Origin of the sequence: Brevundimonas sp. TSRC1-1 (genome assembly GCF_049898245.1) — a bacterium.
Lineage (GTDB): Bacteria > Pseudomonadota > Alphaproteobacteria > Caulobacterales > Caulobacteraceae > Brevundimonas > Brevundimonas mediterranea_A.
This window is the reverse complement of the sequence record NZ_JAFCXI010000001.1, coordinates 247,149-264,588: the sequence shown is the minus strand read 5'-3', so window position 1 is coordinate 264,588 and position 17,440 is coordinate 247,149. Positions and strand designations below refer to the sequence as shown.

Annotated in this window: 20 protein-coding genes; 6 read left to right on the top strand and 14 right to left on the bottom strand. The window is 67.0% G+C overall.

Features of this window, described 5'->3' with window-relative positions; all coding sequences use genetic code 11:
- Window positions 1–15: 15 nt before the first annotated feature.
- Both ACP7CK_RS01340 and ACP7CK_RS01335 read right to left on the bottom strand, forming a co-directional pair.
- Window positions 16–678 carry a histidine phosphatase family protein gene (locus ACP7CK_RS01340; RefSeq protein ID WP_008258932.1) on the bottom strand — a complete coding sequence of 221 codons (663 nt, stop codon included), beginning with the start codon at window positions 676–678 and terminating at the stop codon, window positions 16–18.
- Window positions 679–718: 40 nt separating this feature from the next.
- A complete protein-coding gene (locus ACP7CK_RS01335) occupies window positions 719–1,639 on the bottom strand; it encodes a histone deacetylase family protein (protein WP_426024891.1) in 921 nt (306 codons plus the stop codon).
- Between the two features lie 73 nt (window positions 1,640–1,712).
- On the opposite strand from ACP7CK_RS01335, the gene ACP7CK_RS01330 reads away from it, so the two are divergent.
- Genes ACP7CK_RS01330 through ACP7CK_RS01310 form a run of 5 tightly spaced genes read left to right on the top strand, consistent with a single transcriptional unit; the run spans window position 1,713 to window position 4,596 of the window.
- Complete coding sequence (locus ACP7CK_RS01330) at window positions 1,713–2,240, top strand: GNAT family N-acetyltransferase (protein ID WP_426024890.1); 528 nt, start codon at window positions 1,713–1,715, stop codon at window positions 2,238–2,240.
- Window positions 2,241–2,254: 14 nt separating this feature from the next.
- On the top strand, window positions 2,255–2,539 hold the full coding sequence (locus ACP7CK_RS01325; RefSeq protein ID WP_426024889.1) for a nucleotidyltransferase family protein: 285 nt from the start codon (window positions 2,255–2,257) through the stop codon (window positions 2,537–2,539).
- Window positions 2,532–2,870 carry a DUF86 domain-containing protein gene (locus tag ACP7CK_RS01320; RefSeq protein ID WP_426024888.1) on the top strand — a complete coding sequence of 113 codons (339 nt, stop codon included), beginning with the start codon at window positions 2,532–2,534 and terminating at the stop codon, window positions 2,868–2,870. The genes ACP7CK_RS01325 and ACP7CK_RS01320 overlap by 8 nt, the downstream gene beginning before the upstream one ends.
- Entirely contained in the window at window positions 2,870–4,048 is a 1,179-nt protein-coding gene (locus ACP7CK_RS01315) for a vWA domain-containing protein (protein ID WP_426024887.1), read from the top strand. The genes ACP7CK_RS01320 and ACP7CK_RS01315 overlap by 1 nt, the downstream gene beginning before the upstream one ends.
- Before the next feature lie 47 nt (window positions 4,049–4,095).
- Window positions 4,096–4,596, top strand: coding sequence for a hypothetical protein (locus ACP7CK_RS01310; protein WP_372705052.1), 501 nt, complete (start codon window positions 4,096–4,098; stop codon window positions 4,594–4,596).
- A gap of 76 nt (window positions 4,597–4,672) precedes the next feature.
- Here the strand turns inward: ACP7CK_RS01310 and ACP7CK_RS01305 are convergent, their stop codons facing one another.
- The 5 genes from ACP7CK_RS01305 to ACP7CK_RS01285 form a co-directional block, all read right to left on the bottom strand.
- Entirely contained in the window at window positions 4,673–4,852 is a 180-nt protein-coding gene (locus tag ACP7CK_RS01305; protein WP_035305613.1) for a CsbD family protein, read from the bottom strand.
- Between the two features lie 85 nt (window positions 4,853–4,937).
- Entirely contained in the window at window positions 4,938–5,381 is a 444-nt protein-coding gene (locus ACP7CK_RS01300) for an NUDIX domain-containing protein (RefSeq protein ID WP_372705053.1), read from the bottom strand.
- Between the two features lie 13 nt (window positions 5,382–5,394).
- Entirely contained in the window at window positions 5,395–6,435 is a 1,041-nt protein-coding gene (locus ACP7CK_RS01295) for a sensor histidine kinase (RefSeq protein ID WP_008260327.1), read from the bottom strand.
- Window positions 6,432–6,857, bottom strand: a complete 426-nt coding sequence (locus tag ACP7CK_RS01290; RefSeq protein ID WP_231492442.1) for a response regulator — start codon at window positions 6,855–6,857, stop codon at window positions 6,432–6,434. Before ACP7CK_RS01290 ends, ACP7CK_RS01295 begins: the two co-directional genes overlap by 4 nt.
- On the bottom strand, window positions 6,854–8,380 hold the full coding sequence (locus ACP7CK_RS01285; protein ID WP_426024886.1) for a sensor histidine kinase: 1,527 nt from the start codon (window positions 8,378–8,380) through the stop codon (window positions 6,854–6,856). Before ACP7CK_RS01285 ends, ACP7CK_RS01290 begins: the two co-directional genes overlap by 4 nt.
- A 131-nt stretch (window positions 8,381–8,511) precedes the next feature.
- On the opposite strand from ACP7CK_RS01285, the gene ACP7CK_RS01280 reads away from it, so the two are divergent.
- The gene (locus ACP7CK_RS01280) at window positions 8,512–9,228 is read left to right on the top strand and encodes a hypothetical protein (protein ID WP_426024885.1); all 717 of its coding nucleotides are present in this window, start codon (window positions 8,512–8,514) and stop codon (window positions 9,226–9,228) included.
- A gap of 18 nt (window positions 9,229–9,246) precedes the next feature.
- Here ACP7CK_RS01280 and flhA read toward each other — a convergent pair whose 3' ends face one another.
- From flhA to fliF, 7 genes are all read right to left on the bottom strand, one after another.
- A complete protein-coding gene (gene flhA / locus ACP7CK_RS01275; RefSeq protein WP_426025421.1) occupies window positions 9,247–11,343 on the bottom strand; it encodes a flagellar biosynthesis protein FlhA in 2,097 nt (698 codons plus the stop codon).
- A gap of 7 nt (window positions 11,344–11,350) precedes the next feature.
- Complete coding sequence (gene bla, locus ACP7CK_RS01270) at window positions 11,351–12,235, bottom strand: class A beta-lactamase (protein WP_052004681.1); 885 nt, start codon at window positions 12,233–12,235, stop codon at window positions 11,351–11,353.
- Window positions 12,236–12,249: 14 nt separating this feature from the next.
- The gene (locus ACP7CK_RS01265) at window positions 12,250–13,668 is read right to left on the bottom strand and encodes a sigma-54 interaction domain-containing protein (RefSeq protein ID WP_035305627.1); all 1,419 of its coding nucleotides are present in this window, start codon (window positions 13,666–13,668) and stop codon (window positions 12,250–12,252) included.
- 69 nt (window positions 13,669–13,737) lie between these two features.
- Window positions 13,738–14,070, bottom strand: coding sequence for a flagellar motor switch protein FliN (gene fliN, locus ACP7CK_RS01260; protein WP_008258919.1), 333 nt, complete (start codon window positions 14,068–14,070; stop codon window positions 13,738–13,740).
- Window positions 14,070–14,717, bottom strand: a complete 648-nt coding sequence (locus ACP7CK_RS01255; protein WP_292147765.1) for a flagellar assembly protein FlbE — start codon at window positions 14,715–14,717, stop codon at window positions 14,070–14,072. Before ACP7CK_RS01255 ends, fliN begins: the two co-directional genes overlap by 1 nt.
- Before the next feature lies 1 nt (window position 14,718).
- Complete coding sequence (fliG, locus tag ACP7CK_RS01250) at window positions 14,719–15,753, bottom strand: flagellar motor switch protein FliG (protein WP_008262778.1); 1,035 nt, start codon at window positions 15,751–15,753, stop codon at window positions 14,719–14,721.
- Window positions 15,753–17,390, bottom strand: coding sequence for a flagellar basal-body MS-ring/collar protein FliF (gene fliF, locus ACP7CK_RS01245; RefSeq protein WP_008259645.1), 1,638 nt, complete (start codon window positions 17,388–17,390; stop codon window positions 15,753–15,755). Before fliF ends, fliG begins: the two co-directional genes overlap by 1 nt.
- Window positions 17,391–17,440: the final 50 nt, after the last annotated feature.

The following is a 17,440-nucleotide window of genomic DNA, read 5'->3' as shown; positions in this document are numbered from 1 at the left end:
CAACGGTGGATGCGGCTATCGCTTCTCGTATCGGCGCTGGGACCAGTATTTGAAGCCCTGGTTATGCACCAGTTTCCAGCCGTCGGCCTTCAGCCGGGCGCCGACCATATGGTTGAAATAGCCGTGGGCGAAGACCAGCACGTCCTGGCCGGTTTCGGCGCGGGCGATCAGCTTGCGCGCCGCCTGTTCGGCGCGGGCCTCGGCCTCGGCGCGGGTTTCCTGGCCGCCGTGGTGGTCGAAGGCGTGCCACCAGAAGCGCGACACCACGCCCCACCATTTCGGCGACAGCTTGATCCAGTCGGGAATCGGCGGCGGCGGCAGGGGCGCCTCGATGAACAGGACGTCCGACATGACCTCACGTCCGGCGGCGGCGGCGGCGGCGGTCTCCTGGGCGCGCTGGCGGGTCGAGGCGTAGATGGCGCCGGCGCCCTGGGCGGTGGCGACCAGTTCCGGCGGCGGGGTCTGGCCGGCCAGCAGGCCGCCGATCTCGTATTTGGCCCACCAGTCGCCGTACTGACGCGCGGTGATCAGGCATTTGCGCGACAGGGCGGGCTCGCCGTGACGCGTCAGGGTGATGGCGCCCGGGCGCAGAGCCGTTACAGCGCCGGACTCAGTCGATCCTGCGGCCTGCGGCGCAGGCTGATCGGTCGAATCGAGGGACAGGGCGGGGGATGACATGGCGATCGGACGGCCCTTAAGTTTCAAGGCTTTAGACGTCCTATTCCTCCCCGAGCGCGGCGACGTGTGCGACCGCGGAGCGGCCTAGTCCTTCAAGGTCGTAACCGCCCTCGAGCGCGGACACAACCTTGCCTGCACAGGTCCGGCGCGCGACTTCCAGAACAGCGCGGGTCGCCCAGGCGAAATCCTCCGCTTCCAGCGACTGGTGCGCCAGCGGGTCGCGACGATGGGCGTCGAAACCGGCCGAGATCAGGATCAGGTCCGGCCGGAAAGATTCCAGCGCCGGCATCAGGCCGCCGGCGAAGGTCGCGCGCCACGCCTCGCGCGCCGCATGGGGCGCCACCGGCGCATTGACGATATTGCCGACGCCGACCTCATCCCCCGCGCCCGTGCCGGGATACAGCGGCATCTGGTGGATGGAGGCCAGGAACAGGCTGTCGTCATGCTCGAACGCGGCCTGGGTGCCGTTGCCGTGGTGAACGTCGAAATCGACCACCGCCACCCGGGCCATGCCCTCGGACTGGGCGACCCGCGCCGCGACCGCCACGGAGGAGAACAGGCAGAAGCCCATGGCGCGATCCGGCTCCGCATGGTGGCCGGGCGGTCGGACGGCGGCGAAGGCGCGGTTCATCTCGCCGCGCGCCACGGCCCGGACCGCGTCGATCGCCGCCCCTGCGGCCAGCCGCGCCGCCGGAACGCTGCCGGGAGACAGCACGGTGTCGGCGTCGAGCCGGTTCAATCCCTCGGCAGGGGACGCCTCAAGCAGGCGCGCGACATAGGCGGCCGGATGCACCCGCTCCAGATCCGCGACCTCGGCCAGGGTCGCCGCGCGGCGGTCACCGGCCAGACCGGCGTCCTCCAGCGCCTCCAGCACCGCCTTCAGCCGCGCCGGGCTCTCGGGGTGGCCGGCGCCGGGCGTATGATCCAGCATGGACGGGTGGGTGAAGAGCGGCGCGGACATTCCGACGACGATACGCCGTCGGCCGGACCTTGTCGCCGGTGACGCGCGACGCGGCGCAATGTAGAGCCGAGCCATGACCGAGACCGTGATCCGCGCCGCCCGACCCGAAGACGCCGCCGCCCTGGGCGCTTTGGGCCGCCAGACCTTCATCGACACCTTCGTCACCGGCTTCAGCATCCCCTATCCGCAGGACGACCTGAACGCCTTTCTCGACGCCAGTTTCGATCCCAAACCGACGTTGAAGAAGCTGGCCGAGTCCGGCTGCGCCTGGTGGGTGGCCGAGCGGGAGGGCGAACTGCTGGCCTTCGCCAACGCGGGTCCCAACGGCCTGCCCCACCCCGAGGCGCGCCCGGAGCACATGGAGTTGCGCCGCCTCTATGTGTCGAAGGCCGCGCAAGGCCTGGGCCTGGGCACGAAACTGCTGACCCTGTCGCTGGACTGGATGGAGGCCCATACCCAGGGGCCGCTTTGGATCGGCGTCTGGAGCGGAAATGAAAAGGCCCAGCGTCTGTACGCCGCCTATGGGTTCGAGAAGGCGGGCGAATACGAATACCCGGTCGGCGCCTGGCGCGACCACGAGTTCATCTTGCGACGCGGATAGACTATGGTGCGGGCATGACCCGCGCCGAACTGCTGGAAAAGCTGCGTGAGCTGAAGCCCTGGCTCGAGGAGCAGGGCATCGTGAACCTGCGCCTGTTCGGCAGCTACGCCCGCGACGAGGCGGGACCCGACAGCGACGTGGACCTGCTGGTGGATACTTCCAGGCCCATGGGCATCGAGTTTCTGACCGCGGAACGCCTGCTGGCGGAAAGACTGGAGACGCCGGTCGAGTTCTGTTCCTGGGAAGTCATGCGGCCCTATGTCAGAACAAAGGTCGAGAAAGACCTGATCCTTGTCTGACGAAGCCGACGCGAACCTGATCGCGGAAATCCTGGACGCCGCCAGCCGTGTAAAATCCTACATCGCGTCTGAAGGCCGGGAGGGCTTCATGCGTCAGACGCTGGTTTATGACGCCGTCTGCATGAACCTGTTGCGGACAGGCGAATGCGCCCGCTTCCTGAGCGAGGCCGTAAAGACGCGCCTGCCGGACATTCCATGGCCCGACATCGTCAGTCTGCGAAATCGAGTGGCGCACAGCTACGAAACGTTGAAGCCGGAAGTCCTCTGGCTGATCGCCAGCGTAAGCTTGCCAGAACTGGACCAGGCGCTTCGCAGCCTGAGCGACATCTGATGCTCCTCCCCTTCTTCACCGCCCTGCGCGACGCCAAGGTTCCGGTGTCGATGAAGGAATGGCTCCATCTGATGGAGGCCATGGATCGCGATCTGGCCGGGCGCGAGATCGAGGCCTTCTACCACCTGTCGCGCGCGCTGCTGGTCAAGGACGAGAAACACTATGACCGGTTCGACCAGGTGTTCGGGACCGTGTTCAAGGGCGTGGAGTCGATCGGCGCGGGCGAGGATCTGACCACCGACATCCCCGAGGACTGGCTGCGGCTGCTGACCGAAAAATATCTGACCGACGAGGAGAAGGCGCAGATCGAGGCGCTGGGCGGCTTCGACAAGCTGATGGAGACGCTGAAGCAGCGGCTGGAGGAGCAGAAGGAACGCCATTCCGGCGGCTCGAAATGGATCGGCACGGGCGGGACCAGCCCCTTTGGTCACGGCGGCTATAACCCCGAGGGGGTGCGGATCGGCGGGCCGGGCAAGCATGGCCGGGCGGTCAAGGTGTGGGAGAAGCGCGAATTCCGGAACCTGGACGACACGGTCGAACTGGGCACGCGCAACATCAAGGTGGCCTTGCGCCGCCTGCGCCGGTTCGCGCGCGAGGGGGCGGCGGAAGAACTGGACATCGACGGCACTATCGACGGCACGGCGCGCCAGGGCTGGCTGGACATCCAGATGCGGCCCGAGCGGCGCAATACGATCAAGGTCCTGCTGTTCCTGGACATCGGCGGGTCGATGGACGGCCATATCAAGCTGGTGGAGGAGCTGTTCTCGGCGGCCCGGACCGAGTTCAAGAACCTGGAGTTCTTCTACTTCCACAACTGCCTGTACGAAGGCGTCTGGAAGGACAACCGGCGGCGTCACACCGAGCGGATCCCGACCTGGGACCTGCTGCACAAATATCCCGGCGACTGGCGGGCCATCTTTGTCGGCGACGCGACCATGTCGCCCTATGAGATCACCATGCCGGGCGGCTCGGTCGAGCACTGGAACGAGGAGGCCGGCGCGGTCTGGATGAAACGCGCCCGTCAACAGTGGGAAAAGTCGATCTGGCTGAACCCGGTGCAGGAACGATACTGGAGCTACACCGCCTCGGTCGGCCTGCTGCGCGAGGTGATGGACGAGCGGATGTTCCCCCTGACGCTGGAAGGCCTCGACAAGGCGATGCGCGCCCTGACAAGGTAGATTTTCGCGTTCGAAGCGAACGCGCCCCATTACGAAGGGCCTGACCGATGATCGCCGCCGCCTTCGCCCTGCTGTTGCTGCAACAGACCGCCCCCTCGGTCGTGTGGGAGGCGCCCGCCGCCGAGACCGCTGCGGAGACGCCGGTCGCGGCGCCCCGACATACGGTGCCGGAATGGGGCCTGGCGGATCCCTTCGGCTATGAGCGCGCGCGCTGCAGCCCCCAACTGCGCGGCGCCAAGACGCTGGAGGACTGTCAGGCCGAGGTGCGTGGACAACTCGCCTTGGCCCTGGGTGAGGATTTGCCGGATGCGCTGCGACCCGTCGGCATGGCGGGCGATTGCCAGATGACGCAGGCGACGGAGCGCGGATCGCCCTATGGCCTGCAATGCGGGCCGCAGTCGCGGACGCCCGCCGCGTCGTCCACCCCGCAGGAAATGGACTGTCGTCCCCGGCCTGTCGAAGGCGGCTTCAGTTCCGAATGCCGGCCAGTCGATGAAGCCAAAAACAAGGGTCTGTCGCTACGTCTTTGGGGCGGCAAGGACGACTGAAAACAGGGTCCGCCCAAACCGAAACGCCGCCCGCTTTCGCGGACGGCGTTCGGGCGGTTAGGGACCGGGGTAAGGCTTACTTGTCGTCTTTCAAGCTGTCCTTCACGCCGCCGACGGCGTTCTGGACCTTGCCCTCGACCTGATCGGCCTTGCCTTCGGCCTGCAGCTTGGAATCGCCGGTCAGCTTGCCCGCGCCTTCCTTGATCTTGCCGCCCATGTTCTTGGCGGAACCTTCGATACGGTCTTGATCAGCCATGGGAATTCTCCTTTTCGAGCGGCGCTGTCATAGCGCCGCGACGTGCAGGAAGAACGGGATGGCCGCGAGGCTTGTTCCGTAAGGCTCAGCTTGCGCGACGCAGCCAGACCGCCACCGCCCAGGCGTGAGCGTCGTGCCGCAGGCGCGACAGGGCGACGGTCGGGTCCAGCCAGACCAAGGTGTGGTCGTCCTCGCATTTGGCGTCAGGGTTTTCGCCCGTGACCACGCCGGTCCAGAATCCGCCGATGTTGCACAACGGCTCGCCATTGCTCTTCAGGTGATACTGGCCCGCCTCGGCGATGCGGTTCAGCGGCTTGACGTCCAGGCCGGTCTCCTCGACGAATTCTCGCACCAGGGCCTGAACCTCGCTCTCCTCCCCGTCCACGGCCCCGCCGGGCAGGTCGAAATAGGCTCCGGTCGTCCGCTCGACCCGCACGCAGGCGATCAGGCCGTCGCGTTCGACGACGCCGAACGCCGTCGCCCGGTGGCGGTAGTCGATTGCAGGATTGCGAACGCCGAACTGAAGCATGACTAAACTGACCCTAGAGGTCGAAGGCCAGCCGGGCGCGTACGCCCTTGTGGGCGGCGTCGAACTCGACGGCCGAACGCAGTCCCGAGGCCATGGCCGAGATGATCTTGCCGCCCAGACCCGTGCCCTTGGGCGCGCCGTCGCCCAGGCCCGGGCCGTCGTCCTCGACCGTCAATATGGCGCGATGTTCGCCCTCGGGCTGCAGCTTGATGCGGATTTCGCCGCCCTGGCCCGGCAGATAGGCGTATTTCACGGCGTTGGTGACCAGTTCGGCGACGACGACGCCCAGGGACACGGCCTGATCTGTCGTCACCCACATCGGCGCGGCGTCCACGACCAGGCGCGGCGAGCCTTCGCCCGGACCGACGGACTTGGACAGTTCGTGCATCAGGCCTTCGAGATATTCGTCCATGGCCACCCGGCTCATGTCGCCCGAGGTGTAGAGGCGGCGATGGACGTGGGCCACGGCCTCGATCCGCGCCTGGCATTCCCGCAAGGCCTCGCGCGCGCCCTCGTCGGTGATCTGGCGCATCTGCAGGGACATGAAGCTGGACACCAGTTGCAGCGAATTGCCGACCCGGTGATTGACCTCGCGCAACATGGCCTCGGCACGGTCACGGGCCAGACGGACTTCCTCCTGCGCGATGTCGTTCTCACGCTGCAGCCGGCGACGCAGAACGGCGTCTTCCAGGGCCGAGCGCAACAGGGAGGTGAAGTCTTCCGACACGTCCTTGATGACATAGTCCGCAGCGCCCGCACGCAGGGCGGCCACAGCGATCCGGCCTTCCTGGGCGCCGGTCACGTAAACGACCGGAGGCGGCGCGTTCAGGGTCAGGATGTCCGGCAGAACGTCCAGCCCGTCGCGGCTGGGCATATAGTGGTCCAGGGCGCAGACGTCGTATTCATGGGCCGCAAGCAGCGCCAGCCCGGCGTCACCATCGGGCGCGCAGGTGACGGCGAAGCCGTGGCGGCTCAACTCCTTCTCGACCAGCCGCGACAGGCCGCGGTCATCGTCGATATAGAGCAGTCGAATGGCGCCGGAGATTGCGGTCACTCGATCTCCGGGGCCTGCATCACCGACAGGAACAGACCCAGTTGGCGGATCGCGCCGGCGAAGGATTCATAATCGACCGGCTTGGTGATGTAGACGTTGCAGCCCAGATCGTAGCAGCGCTGGATTTCGACCTTGTCGTCCGTGGTCGTCAGAACCACGACGGGCGCGCGCTTCAGTCGGTCGTCGGATTTCACCTTCTCCAGAATGTCGGTGCCCGACATATCCGGCAGGTTCAGGTCCAGCAGGATCAGCAGCGGGCCGTTGGCCAGGATTTCCGCACTGAACAGATAGTCGAGCGCCGCGCCGCCCTCGTCGAAATGCTTGATCTCGTTGCTGATATTCGCACGGCGAATATTCTTCTCGATCAGTTTGGCATGACCGTGGTCGTCTTCGACCATGATGATTTTGACGGGTTGCGTCACAGCACGCCTCCGGGTTCGGACAGGATCAGTCGTTTGGGGAATTTCAGAAGGAAAGTCGAGCCCTTGCCAAGCTCGGACTCCAGATCGATGACCCCGCCGATCCTGCGCACGCTGTTGCGCACGAAGGCCAGGCCCAGTCCCTCCCCGGCGCGGTCCTGCTTGCCCGAACGACGGAACAGTTCGAAGATTCGTTCATGGTCCCTGGGCGCGACGCCGCGTCCATTGTCGGCGACCCGATAGACGATCCAGCCGCCGGGGACCTCTTCGCCCGAGACGACGATCTCGCCCGGCCGGCCGGCGTCCAGATATTTGACGGCGTTGTCGATCAGATTGCCCAGGATCTGTTCCATCGACAGACGGTCGCTCTCGATCGGCGGCAGGCTTTCGACGACGATCCGGGCGCCGGAGGCCTCGGTCTGATGGTGGACGCTGTCGGCGATGTTCTGGGCCATGGCGGTCATGTCCAGCCGCTCCGGCGCCAGATTGCGCCGCCCCTCGCGCGACAGTTTCAGGATGGCGTTGATCAGCCGGTCCATCTTTTCCGTGGAGGCCCGGATGAAGCCGAGGGCCTCCGGCATGTCCTCGCGCACGGCCGTGACGACGTCGGCGCTGACAGGGCCTTCGGCCTCCGCCTCGCGGATCGCCGCATCGATCACCTTGCCCGCCTGCTCCAGTTCGGAGGTGTAACCCATGACATTGACCAGGGGCGCGCGCAGATCGTGGCTGACGATATAGGCGAACCGCTGGATCTCGTCGTTGGCGCGGGTCAGGGCGGCGGTGCGGTCGCGGACCGTGTCCTCCAGGCCGGCGTTCACCGCATCCAGTTCCTCGCGCGCCCTCTGGATCTCGCCGACGTAGCGACGCACCATCCAGGCCGACAGCAGGGCCAGAATCAGCACCAGAAGGCCGGTCAGGGCGTTCATCAACACCGTGACGAAGGCGGACCGCTCGGAGGCATGGGTGCGGTCGGCGATGCGGGCGGACTTGAGGGCGTCGAAGTCGTCGATGGCCACGCGCAGTTCGTCCATGTAGCGCTTGCCTTCGCCGGAGCGCACGGACTGGATCGCCTGCCCTATGCGGCCCGCGCGCGCCAGGGCCAGCGTGCCCTCCATTTCTTGAAGCTTGGCGTCCGCCAGGCGTCGTATGCGCGCCACCGGTTCCTCCAGGACAGGGTCGCCGACCACGCCCTGCTCCAGAAAGCTGAGGGCCGGCTCCCGCTCCGCCCTTGCGGCCTCGAAGGGCTGCAGGAAGTCGCTCCGTCCGGTCAGCAGAAAGCCGCGCTGCGCCGTCTCGGCGTCCAGCATGGAGATCAGGACGGTGCGCGATGCCCGCCGCATCTGCTGTGCATGTTCGATCGTGTCGTTCACCGTCGCGGTGCGCCGGATCATGACGAAGGTCGAGATATTCACCGTAAGCAGCAGGACGAAGGCCAGGATCAGCAAACCCGAGACGGATCGCACAAGCGACGGCGTCCGCAGGAAGGTGCTGAAACGCGACCAGTTCTGGCTTTGTCGAGGTGTCATGCCACGAGCATTAGCGGCGCCGGGGCGTGCGTCAAACGCCTGTTGCACGAAACCTGCGGGCTTTTCGCGGCTTGTGGTTAATATGGCCCGGCATGACCTTGCGGGGGCGGGGCTTAATCGGGGACGGGACGATGATCGGGTGGTGGTGGATTTTGCCGACAGCGGTGGCGCTGATCGGGCTGGTGCTGCTGATCCGGGGCTTGCGGGCCCTGTTCGGCGGCAAGCCTCTGAGCGGGGGCCTGGGCGCAGTCTTCGGCGGGGCCATTCTCTGGGCCGCCTGCCTGGCCGCCCTGTTCGGCATGAATATTCAGACCTACGCCCGCCTCACCTACGAGCGTCCGGTCGCCACCCTGACCCTGCGCCAGATCGGGCCGCAGTATTACGAGATCAACCTGGTCCAGCCCCCGCGCGAGGGCCAGGCCGCCGCTGCGGGCGCCCTCTATCCGGTTCACGGCGACGACTGGCGGATCGAGGCCCAGGTCCTGAAGTGGAAGCCTTGGGCCAATGTTCTGGGGCTGGATGCGCAATACCGGCTGGACCGGCTGTCCGGCCGGTATCGGGCCATCGAACAGGAGTTGCACGGCGAACGCAGCGCCTATGACCTGGCGGCGGCCGAGGCCAACGCCCGCAACGGCGCCGTCCCCTTCAAGGTCGAGGCCTGGGACGCCATCCGCCGCTACCGGCGCTATGTTGATGCTGCGGACACCCTGTACGGCTCGGCCGCCTACATGCCGATGGCCGACGGCGCCCGTTACGAGGTCTGGATCACCCAGTCGGGCCTGGTCGCCCGCCCCGTCAACGACGTCGCACGCAACGCCTCGGCCGGCGGTTGGACCATCGCGAACTAGGCCGCGATCCAGTCTGGTCTAAACCTGCCCCAGGGTGCGCAGCTTGGCGCGCGGGTGGATCTCGTTCTGACTCATCACCACCGTCTGCCCGCGGAAGCGCTCGATGATCGAGCGGACATAGGGGCGGGTCTGGGGCCCGGTCAGCAGGACGGGATTTTCGCCTGACATGGCGATCCGTTCGAAGGTCTCGCGCACGGATCGGATGAAGTCCTGAAGCCGTGACGGCGCCATGGCCAGTTGCTTGTCCTCGCCGCCGCCGACCAGGCTCTCGGCGAAGGCGCTCTCCCACTCCGGCGACAGGGTGACGATGGGCAGGGCGCCGTCGCCGCCCTGGTGCTGCCAGCACAGCTGGCGGGCCAGGCGGGCGCGGACGTGTTCGACCAGGGTGGTGACGCTCGTGCTGTGGGGCGCCGCCTCGGCCAGGCCCTCCAGGATCGCCGGCAGGTCGCGGATCGAGACCTTTTCGCGCAGCAGAGCCTGAAGCACGCGCTGCAGGGTGGTGACGGTGACGACGCTGGGGATCAGTTCCTCGACCAGCTTCTTCTCCTCGACCCCCAGTTCCTTCAGCAGCTTCTGCACCTCGCTGTAGGACAGCAGGTCGGCCATGTTCTCCTTCAGGATCTCCGTCAGGTGGGTCGTCAGCACCGTCGAGGGATCGACCAGGGTGTAGCCGTGGAAGGTGGCTTCCTCGCGCAGGTTCTCGTTGATCCAGGTGGCCGGCAGGCCGAAGGCGGGTTCGCGCATGTGTTCGCCCGGCAGTTCCACCTGGCGGCCGGCGGGGTCCATCGCCATCAGATGGCCCAGACGCACTTCGCCTGCGCCGGCGTCCATCTCCTTGATGCGGATGGCGTAGCCCTGGGTCGGCAGGCGCATATTGTCGAGGATGCGCACCTGCGGGATGACGAAGCCGTATTCCTGGGCCAGCGACCGGCGCAGGGCCTTGATCTGGTCGGTCAGGCGACGCCCCTCCAGATCATTGATCAGGCTGAGCAACGAATAGCCCAGCTCGATCTTCACCTCGTCGATGGTCAGGATGCTGGAGATCGGCTCTTCGACCTCCTCCTTGGGCTTGGCCGCTGCGGCGGCGATCTCGGCCTCCGTCGGCTGCGGCTTCAGCCGGCTGCGTCCCAGTTTCCAGGCCATGAAGCCCGAACCGATGGCCAGGGCGGCGAAGGGGATCAGCGGCATGCCGGGGATCAGGCCGATCAGGCCGGCCGCGCCGGACACAACGCCCAGCGACACCGGGTTGGTGGCCAGCTGGGTCACCATGGCCTTGTCCGCCGTCCCCTCGACGCCCGCCTTGGACACCAGGAAGCCGGCGGCGATCGAGATGATGATGGCCGGCACCTGCGTCACCAGACCGTCGCCGATGGTCAGCTGCACATAGGTGTTGGCGGCCTCCATCGCCGGCATGCCGTGCGTCAGGGTTCCGATCAGGACGCCGCCGATGGCGTTGATGAAGGTGATGATCAGACCGGCCACGGCGTCGCCGCGCACGAACTTGGACGCGCCGTCCATGGCGCCGAAGAAGGTCGATTCCTGCTCCAGCTCCTTGCGGCGCAGCTTGGCCTGGTCCTCGGTGATCAGCCCCGACGACAGATCGGCGTCGATCGCCATCTGCTTGCCCGGCATGGAGTCCAGGGTGAAGCGGGCCGAGACCTCGGCGATCCGGGTCGAACCCTTGGTGATGACGACGAAGTTCACCACCAGGATGATGGCGAAGATGATCACCCCGATGATGAAGTTGCCGCCCATCATCAGCTGGCCGAAGGCGTTGATGACCTGACCCGCCGCGTCGTGGCCTTCCTGGCCGTGGGTCAGGATCAGGCGCGTCGAGGCCAGGTTCAGGCCCAGGCGGAACAGGGTCGAGACCAGCAGCACGGTCGGGAAGATGGCGAAGTCCAGCGGCCGCTTCATCATCACGGCCGTCATCAGGATCAGCACGCTGGACACCAGCGAGATCGCCAGCAGCAGGTCCAGAAGCATCTTCGGGACCGGCAGGATCAGCAGCATGATCACGCCGATCACGCCGACGGCCATCAGCACTTCGCCGCGGTTGACCCAGCCCAGGACGTCGCGCCCGGTGGGGCGCGCCATGCCGTCCTTCATCATCATGGGCGTATCAGTCACGGCCCAGCGCCTTCAGGGCGCGGCGGGTCGCCTCGGCGATCACGGCGTCGCGCTGATCGTCGGTCGCCTCGGTCGCGCCGGTGAAATAGGCGGCGACGATGACCGGCGAACCGCTCAGCGGCGTCAGCATGGCGATGTCGTTGGCCGTGCCGTTGGCGCCGGTCCCGGTCTTGTGGGCCACGGTCCAGCCTTCGGGCGCAGCGGCCTTGATCCGGTTCGGGCCGGTTGGCGAGGCCGTCAGCCAGCCGTGCAGCAGGGCGTCGTTCTCCGGCGTCAGCCGCTCGCTGAAGGCCATCTCGCGGATATTGGCCAGCGTCTGCTCGGGCAGGCAGGTGTCGCGCGGGTCGTTGGGCAGGGCGGTGTTCAGGTCCGGCTCCAGGCGCGAAATCACGGTGGTGGTGTCGCCGAACGTCGGCCACCACGAACGCCATACGGCGATTCCGCCCATTTCGCGGATCAGGATGTTGGCGGCCGGATTGTCGCTGACCTCCACCGTCGCCTGCATCAGTTCGCGGATCGTCAGCGTGCGGCCCACGGCCTTTTCGGTCACAGGCGCATGGGGGACGATATCGGCGCGGGTGACGGCGACGGCGCGATCCAGGCTCTCCTCATCGCGCTGCACCCGCTCCAGGGTGGCGGCGGCCAGAAAGGCCTTGAACGTCGAGCAGAAGGCGAACCGCTCCTGGCCGCGCCACAGCACGCGTCGGCCGCTGGCGACGTCCAGGGCCGCGACGCCGAGCCGGCCGCCGTGACGCGCTTCAAGATCGTTCAGGAAGAAGTCCGGCGCCTTTTCGGCCGGGATCTCGTCCTGTGTGCGCGGCGTGCAGGCGGCCAGGCCCAGCGCACCGGCGCCGGCGATCAGCTTTCGTCTGTCCACACCGCGCCCCATGCTCAGGCTGCGTAGCCCGAGGCGGAGACGCCCGACTGGGGCGCCGGGATGGTCGTGCCCTCGTCGGCGTATTCGTTCAGCTTGTTGCGCAGGGTGCGGATCGAGATGCCCAGGATGTTGGCCGCATGGGTCCGGTTGCCCAGGCAGTGGGTCAGGGTGTCCAGGATCAGGGTCTTTTCCATCGCCGCCACCGTCTGACCGACGAAGCTGCGCGTCACCGCATCGGCCGCCTGGGCCGCCCGCGCCGCGACGCCGCCGCCGTAGGGGTTTTCCTGACCCGTCGAGGCCGCGCCCATCATGCCCGAGGCCGGGGTCAGGGGCTGACCGTCCGGCAGGCGGATGGCGTCGACGTCGATCTCCGGCCCGGTCGCCAGCAACACCGCCCGGTGCATGGCGTTTTCCAGCTCCCGGACGTTGCCGGGCCAGCGGTGGGCGCTGATGGCTTGGCGTGCGCGCGCCGAGATCGGCCGAACCGGCACGCCGTTGGCGGCGGCGTATTTCTTGATGAAATGCTCGGCCAGAACCCCGATGTCGCCCGGCCGCTCCCGCAGGGCCGGCAGGCGCAGATTGACGACGTTCAGCCGGTACAGCAGGTCTTCGCGGAACGTGCCTTCCGACACGGCGCGGGCCAGGTCGCGGTTGGACGTGGCGATGATGCGGATATTGACCGACACCGGCTTGGAGCCGCCGACGCGGTCGATGACCCGTTCCTGGATCGCGCGCAGCAGCTTGGCCTGAAGCCGGGCGTCCATTTCGCTGATTTCGTCCAGCAGCAGGGTGCCGCCGTCGGCCTCTTCGAACTTGCCGATCCGGCGCGCGACGGCGCCGGTGAAGGCGCCCTTCTCGTGACCGAACAGCTCGGATTCCAGCAGGTTGTCGGGAATGGCCGCGCAGTTGACGCTGATGAAGGGGCGTTCCGACCGGCGCGAGTTGTCGTGCATGTAGCGCGCCATCACCTCCTTGCCGACGCCGCTTTCGCCGGTGATCAGGATCGAGGCTTCCGAGCGCGCCACCTGGTCGGCCAGTTGCAACACCGCCTTCATCGACGGGTCGGCCGAGATCATCGGCTTCTCGTCGTCGGCGACAGCGGCCAGGACGGCGGCGATCAGTTCCGCGTCGGGCGGCAGGGGGATGAACTCCTTGGCCCCCGCCTTGATCGCCGCCGCAGCCTCGCGGGCGTCGGCGTCGACGCCGAAGGCGACGACCGGCACCGTGATCCGTTCGGCCTCGTTCGCGGCGATCAGGGCCGCGATGTCGAGCTGGTAATCGACCATCAGAAGGTCGGCGCCCTGCCCCCGTCGCAACTGCTCGGTCGCCTGGTCCGCGCGCTCGACGTGGCTGACCTTGGCGCCGTGCGCCATGGCCATCTTCACCGCCGAAGCGAGCTGTCCGCTCAGTCTGCCTACCACCAGAAGACGCATTGTTCTTCTCCTCTAAACTTTCATCCGGGTCGCCGTCGTTCAGCCGCGCAGAGCCTGCGCGGCGTCGCTTCAGCCCCCCGAGTCCTCGGTCTTGATGATTTCCGTCATGGTCACGCCCAGCCGGTCGTCCACGACGACGACCTCGCCGCGCGCGATCAGACGATTGTTGACGAAGATGTCGATGGCCTCGCCGACCTTGCGGTCCAGCTCCAGCACCGACCCCTTGTTCAGTTTCAGCAGCTGCGCCACCGACATGTGCGACTTGCCCAGCACGGCCGAGATGTTCACCGGCACCTCGAAGACCGTGGCCAGGTCGGCGGCGGTCTTGTCGCCATGATCATCGACCACGGCCAGGGCGGTGGAGTCCGGGAACTCCTCGAGCGAAAGATCGTCGGAGGCCATCAGAAATCACTCCGGTCAGTATTGATAGGGGGTTCGGCGTGCCCGGCCTCGGCGGCCAGGGCGGCGGTCAGGGCTTCGGCCACGCGTGTGGCCGAGCCTTCCGGATCGTGGTCAGCGCGACCATCGGCCCATTCCAGCTGGAAGGCCGCAAAACCCATGCCCGGCTCGTCCCGGAAGGCGACGACGCCGGTGAAACCGCTGTCGGCGCAGGCCCGCTCGATCTGGGCGCGGCCCTCGTCGTCCAGACCGGCTGCACGCACGACCAGACGCGGCGAAGCGTCGATCTCCTGGGCCAGCGCCTCAAGGGCGGCGCGCAAGGGGGCCTGGGGGAAACGCTCCAGCGCCGCGCCGCCGATGGCCCGGGCGGCCGCCAGGGCCAGGTCGGCCGACTGTTCACGATGCGTCTGGGCCACGTTCCTCAGCGAGGGCAAGGCCGCCGCCACGCCCTGGGCGATATTGGTCAGAGCCATGGCCCGGATGTTCTCGATCTCGTTCAGCGCCTGCTGGCGCGCCTCCAGCTGCGCATGGGCGACCAGGGCGTCCACCTCGGCCGGCAGATAGCTGCGCTTGGTCGGCTTCCAGGCGCTTTCGCGCACCACCGAACCGTCGGCGTCGAACTCGGTATCGAAGGCGAAGGGAGTGCTCATGTCAGTAGATCAACTCGTCGTCGGTGCCCTGGCCGGCCAGCATGATCTCGCCGCGGGCGGCCAGATCCTTGGCCACCTGCACCATGGCCATCTGAGCGGTGTCGACGTCCTTCAGCCGGACCGGCCCCATGGATTCCATGTCCTCGCGCATGATCTTGGAGGCGCGCTCGGACATGTTGGAGAAGAACATCTCGCGAAGCGGCTCCGACGCGCCCTTCAGGGCCAGGCCCAGGGAGTCCTTGTCCACCGCCCGCAGCAGCGTCTGCACGCCGCCGGGGTCCAGCTTGGACAGATCCTCGAACACGAACATCAGGGCGCGGATCCGTTCGGCGGATTCGCGGCTGCGTTCTTCCAGAGCGCCGATGAAGCGCGCCTCGGTCTGGCGATCGAAACTGTTGAAGATGTCGGCCATCATCTCGTGGCTGTCGCGCTTGGAGGTGCGCGCCAGGTTCGACATGAATTCGGTCCGCAGCGTCGCTTCGATCTTGTCCAGGATCTCGCGCTGGACCGGCTCCATGCGCAGCATCCGCTGCACGCATTCCAGGGCGAAATCTTCCGGCAGTGCGGTCAGCACGCGGGCGGCGTGGTCCGAACGCACCTTGGACAGGATGACGGCGACGGTCTGCGGGTATTCGTTCTTCAGATAGTTGGCGAGAACCGCCTCGTTCACATTGCCCAGCTTGTCCCACATGGTCCGGCCGGCCGGACCCCGGATTTCCTCCATCAGGCCATCGACGCGGTCCTTGGGCAGGAAGGCGGCCAGCAGCCTCTGGGTCTGTTCATAACTGCCCATGACCGAGCCCGAGCCGGCCAGGCCCGAGACGAATTCAATCATCAGGGCCTCGACCGCCTCGGCGGTGACATTGCCCAGGGTGGCCATGGCCTGGGAGATCTCCTTGACCTCCTCGTCGTCCAGCCGTTCCCACAGGGCGGTGTGCTCCTCGCCCAGAGCCAGCAGGATGACGGCCGCCTTTTCAGGCCCCGTCAACTTGTTGGGATCGTCGATCGACAGCTTCTTGGTCACGAGCTTGGCCATCAGCCTTCGGCCACCCAGTTGCGCAGGATCCCGGCGGCCTCATCCGGGTGCGCCTGGACGAAATCCGCGACCTTCTTGACCGAAGACGCCTTCACCTGACCCTCGATACGGGCGATGTCGATCTTCTGATCCATCTCGTTCGGGGCCGGCAATTGCACCAGCTGGGGCTGACCGTCGGCGCCGATGACGGTCGTCGTCACCGTGGCCACAGGCAGGCCGGCGGGGGCTGCGGCCACAGCCCCAGGCGCCGCGCCGCCCGCCGTCTTCAGAAGCGGACGCAGCACGAAGAAGATCAGCAGCAACGCCACGACGGCCAGGATGCCCAGTTCGATCAGACGCATCACGTCGGTGCGGGAGAAGTCCAGCAGCGACGACTTGCCTTCCAGACCGCCGGCGATGCCGGTGTCGTGGTTGAAGCGGACATTGATCACCTCGATCTTGTCGCCCCGCGCCTCGTCGATGCCTGCGGCGGCGGCGACCAGGGACTTGATCTGGGCGATCTCCTCGGCGGTTCTCGGCGCATAGGTCGGCTCGCCCTTGCCGTCTGCGGCCGGGGTCCACTTGCCATCGACAGCGACGGCGACGGCGAGTTTCTTGACCTCGCCCGGCTCCTTGGTCGTCGTGGTGGTGGTGTTCGAGATCTCGTAATTTGTCGTCTCGGCGTTTTCCGCACTGGTCGCGCCGGCCGGCGTGGTGGCAGGCGGCGCGCCGCCGGGGATGTTGTTGGCGGCCGTCACGCCGCCGTCGTTCTGGCCCGTGGTGTCCGAGGATTGCGAGCCATTGGCGGTGGTCGAGCGCACGACCTGACCGTCGGGATCGAACTTCTGCTCCTGGGTGGTGGAACGGCTCTGATCGATGTCGGCCGTGACCTGGACGCGCGCAGCGCCGATGCCGACCACGCCTTCGACGATATCCTTGATCCGCGACTGCAGCTGGGCCTCGGTATTGCCCTTGGTCTCGGCGGCGGAGGCGGACGAGAAGGTTCCATCATCGGACCCGGCCGCCAGGGTGCGGTTGTTTTGATCGGCGACGGTGACGCGGTCAGGCTTCAGGTTCGGCACGGACGAGGCCACCAGGTTGCGGATCGCCCGCACCTGGTCAGGCGTCAGATCCCGACCGCCCAGCCCGACCAGAACGGCCGCTGTGGGATCTCCGGCCGCAGCGGTGAACATCTCGCGACGCGGCATGGTGATGTGGACGCGAGCGGCGGTGATGCCGCGCATGGACATGATGGTGCGCGACAGTTCGCCCTGCAGGGCGCGCTGCTCGTTCAGCTGTTGCTGGAACTCCGTCTGGCCCAGCACCGACTGGTTGTCGAAGATTTCGTAGCCGACCGACCCCGAGGTCACGAGACCCTTTCCTGCAATCAGCATCCGCGCGGTGCCGACGTCGTCCCGGTTCACCATCACGGTCGAACCGTCGCCCTTCGAGGTGTATTTGATGCCGGCCTGTTGCAGGGCCGTGGTGATCTCGCCGGCCTCGCGCAGATCCAGATTGGAATACAGCAGGGCGTCCGGCGCCTGACCCATGCGCAGCATGACGGCCACCAGCACGGCGGTCACGCCTGCGGCGACGCCGAGGACGGCCGCCAGACGGCCGATCCCGAACTTCTGCAACGCCGCTGTAAAGCCGCCCACGCGTTCCCGCCCCAAACTCGCGGGAGACACTGACGCCCCGCTAGGCAGAA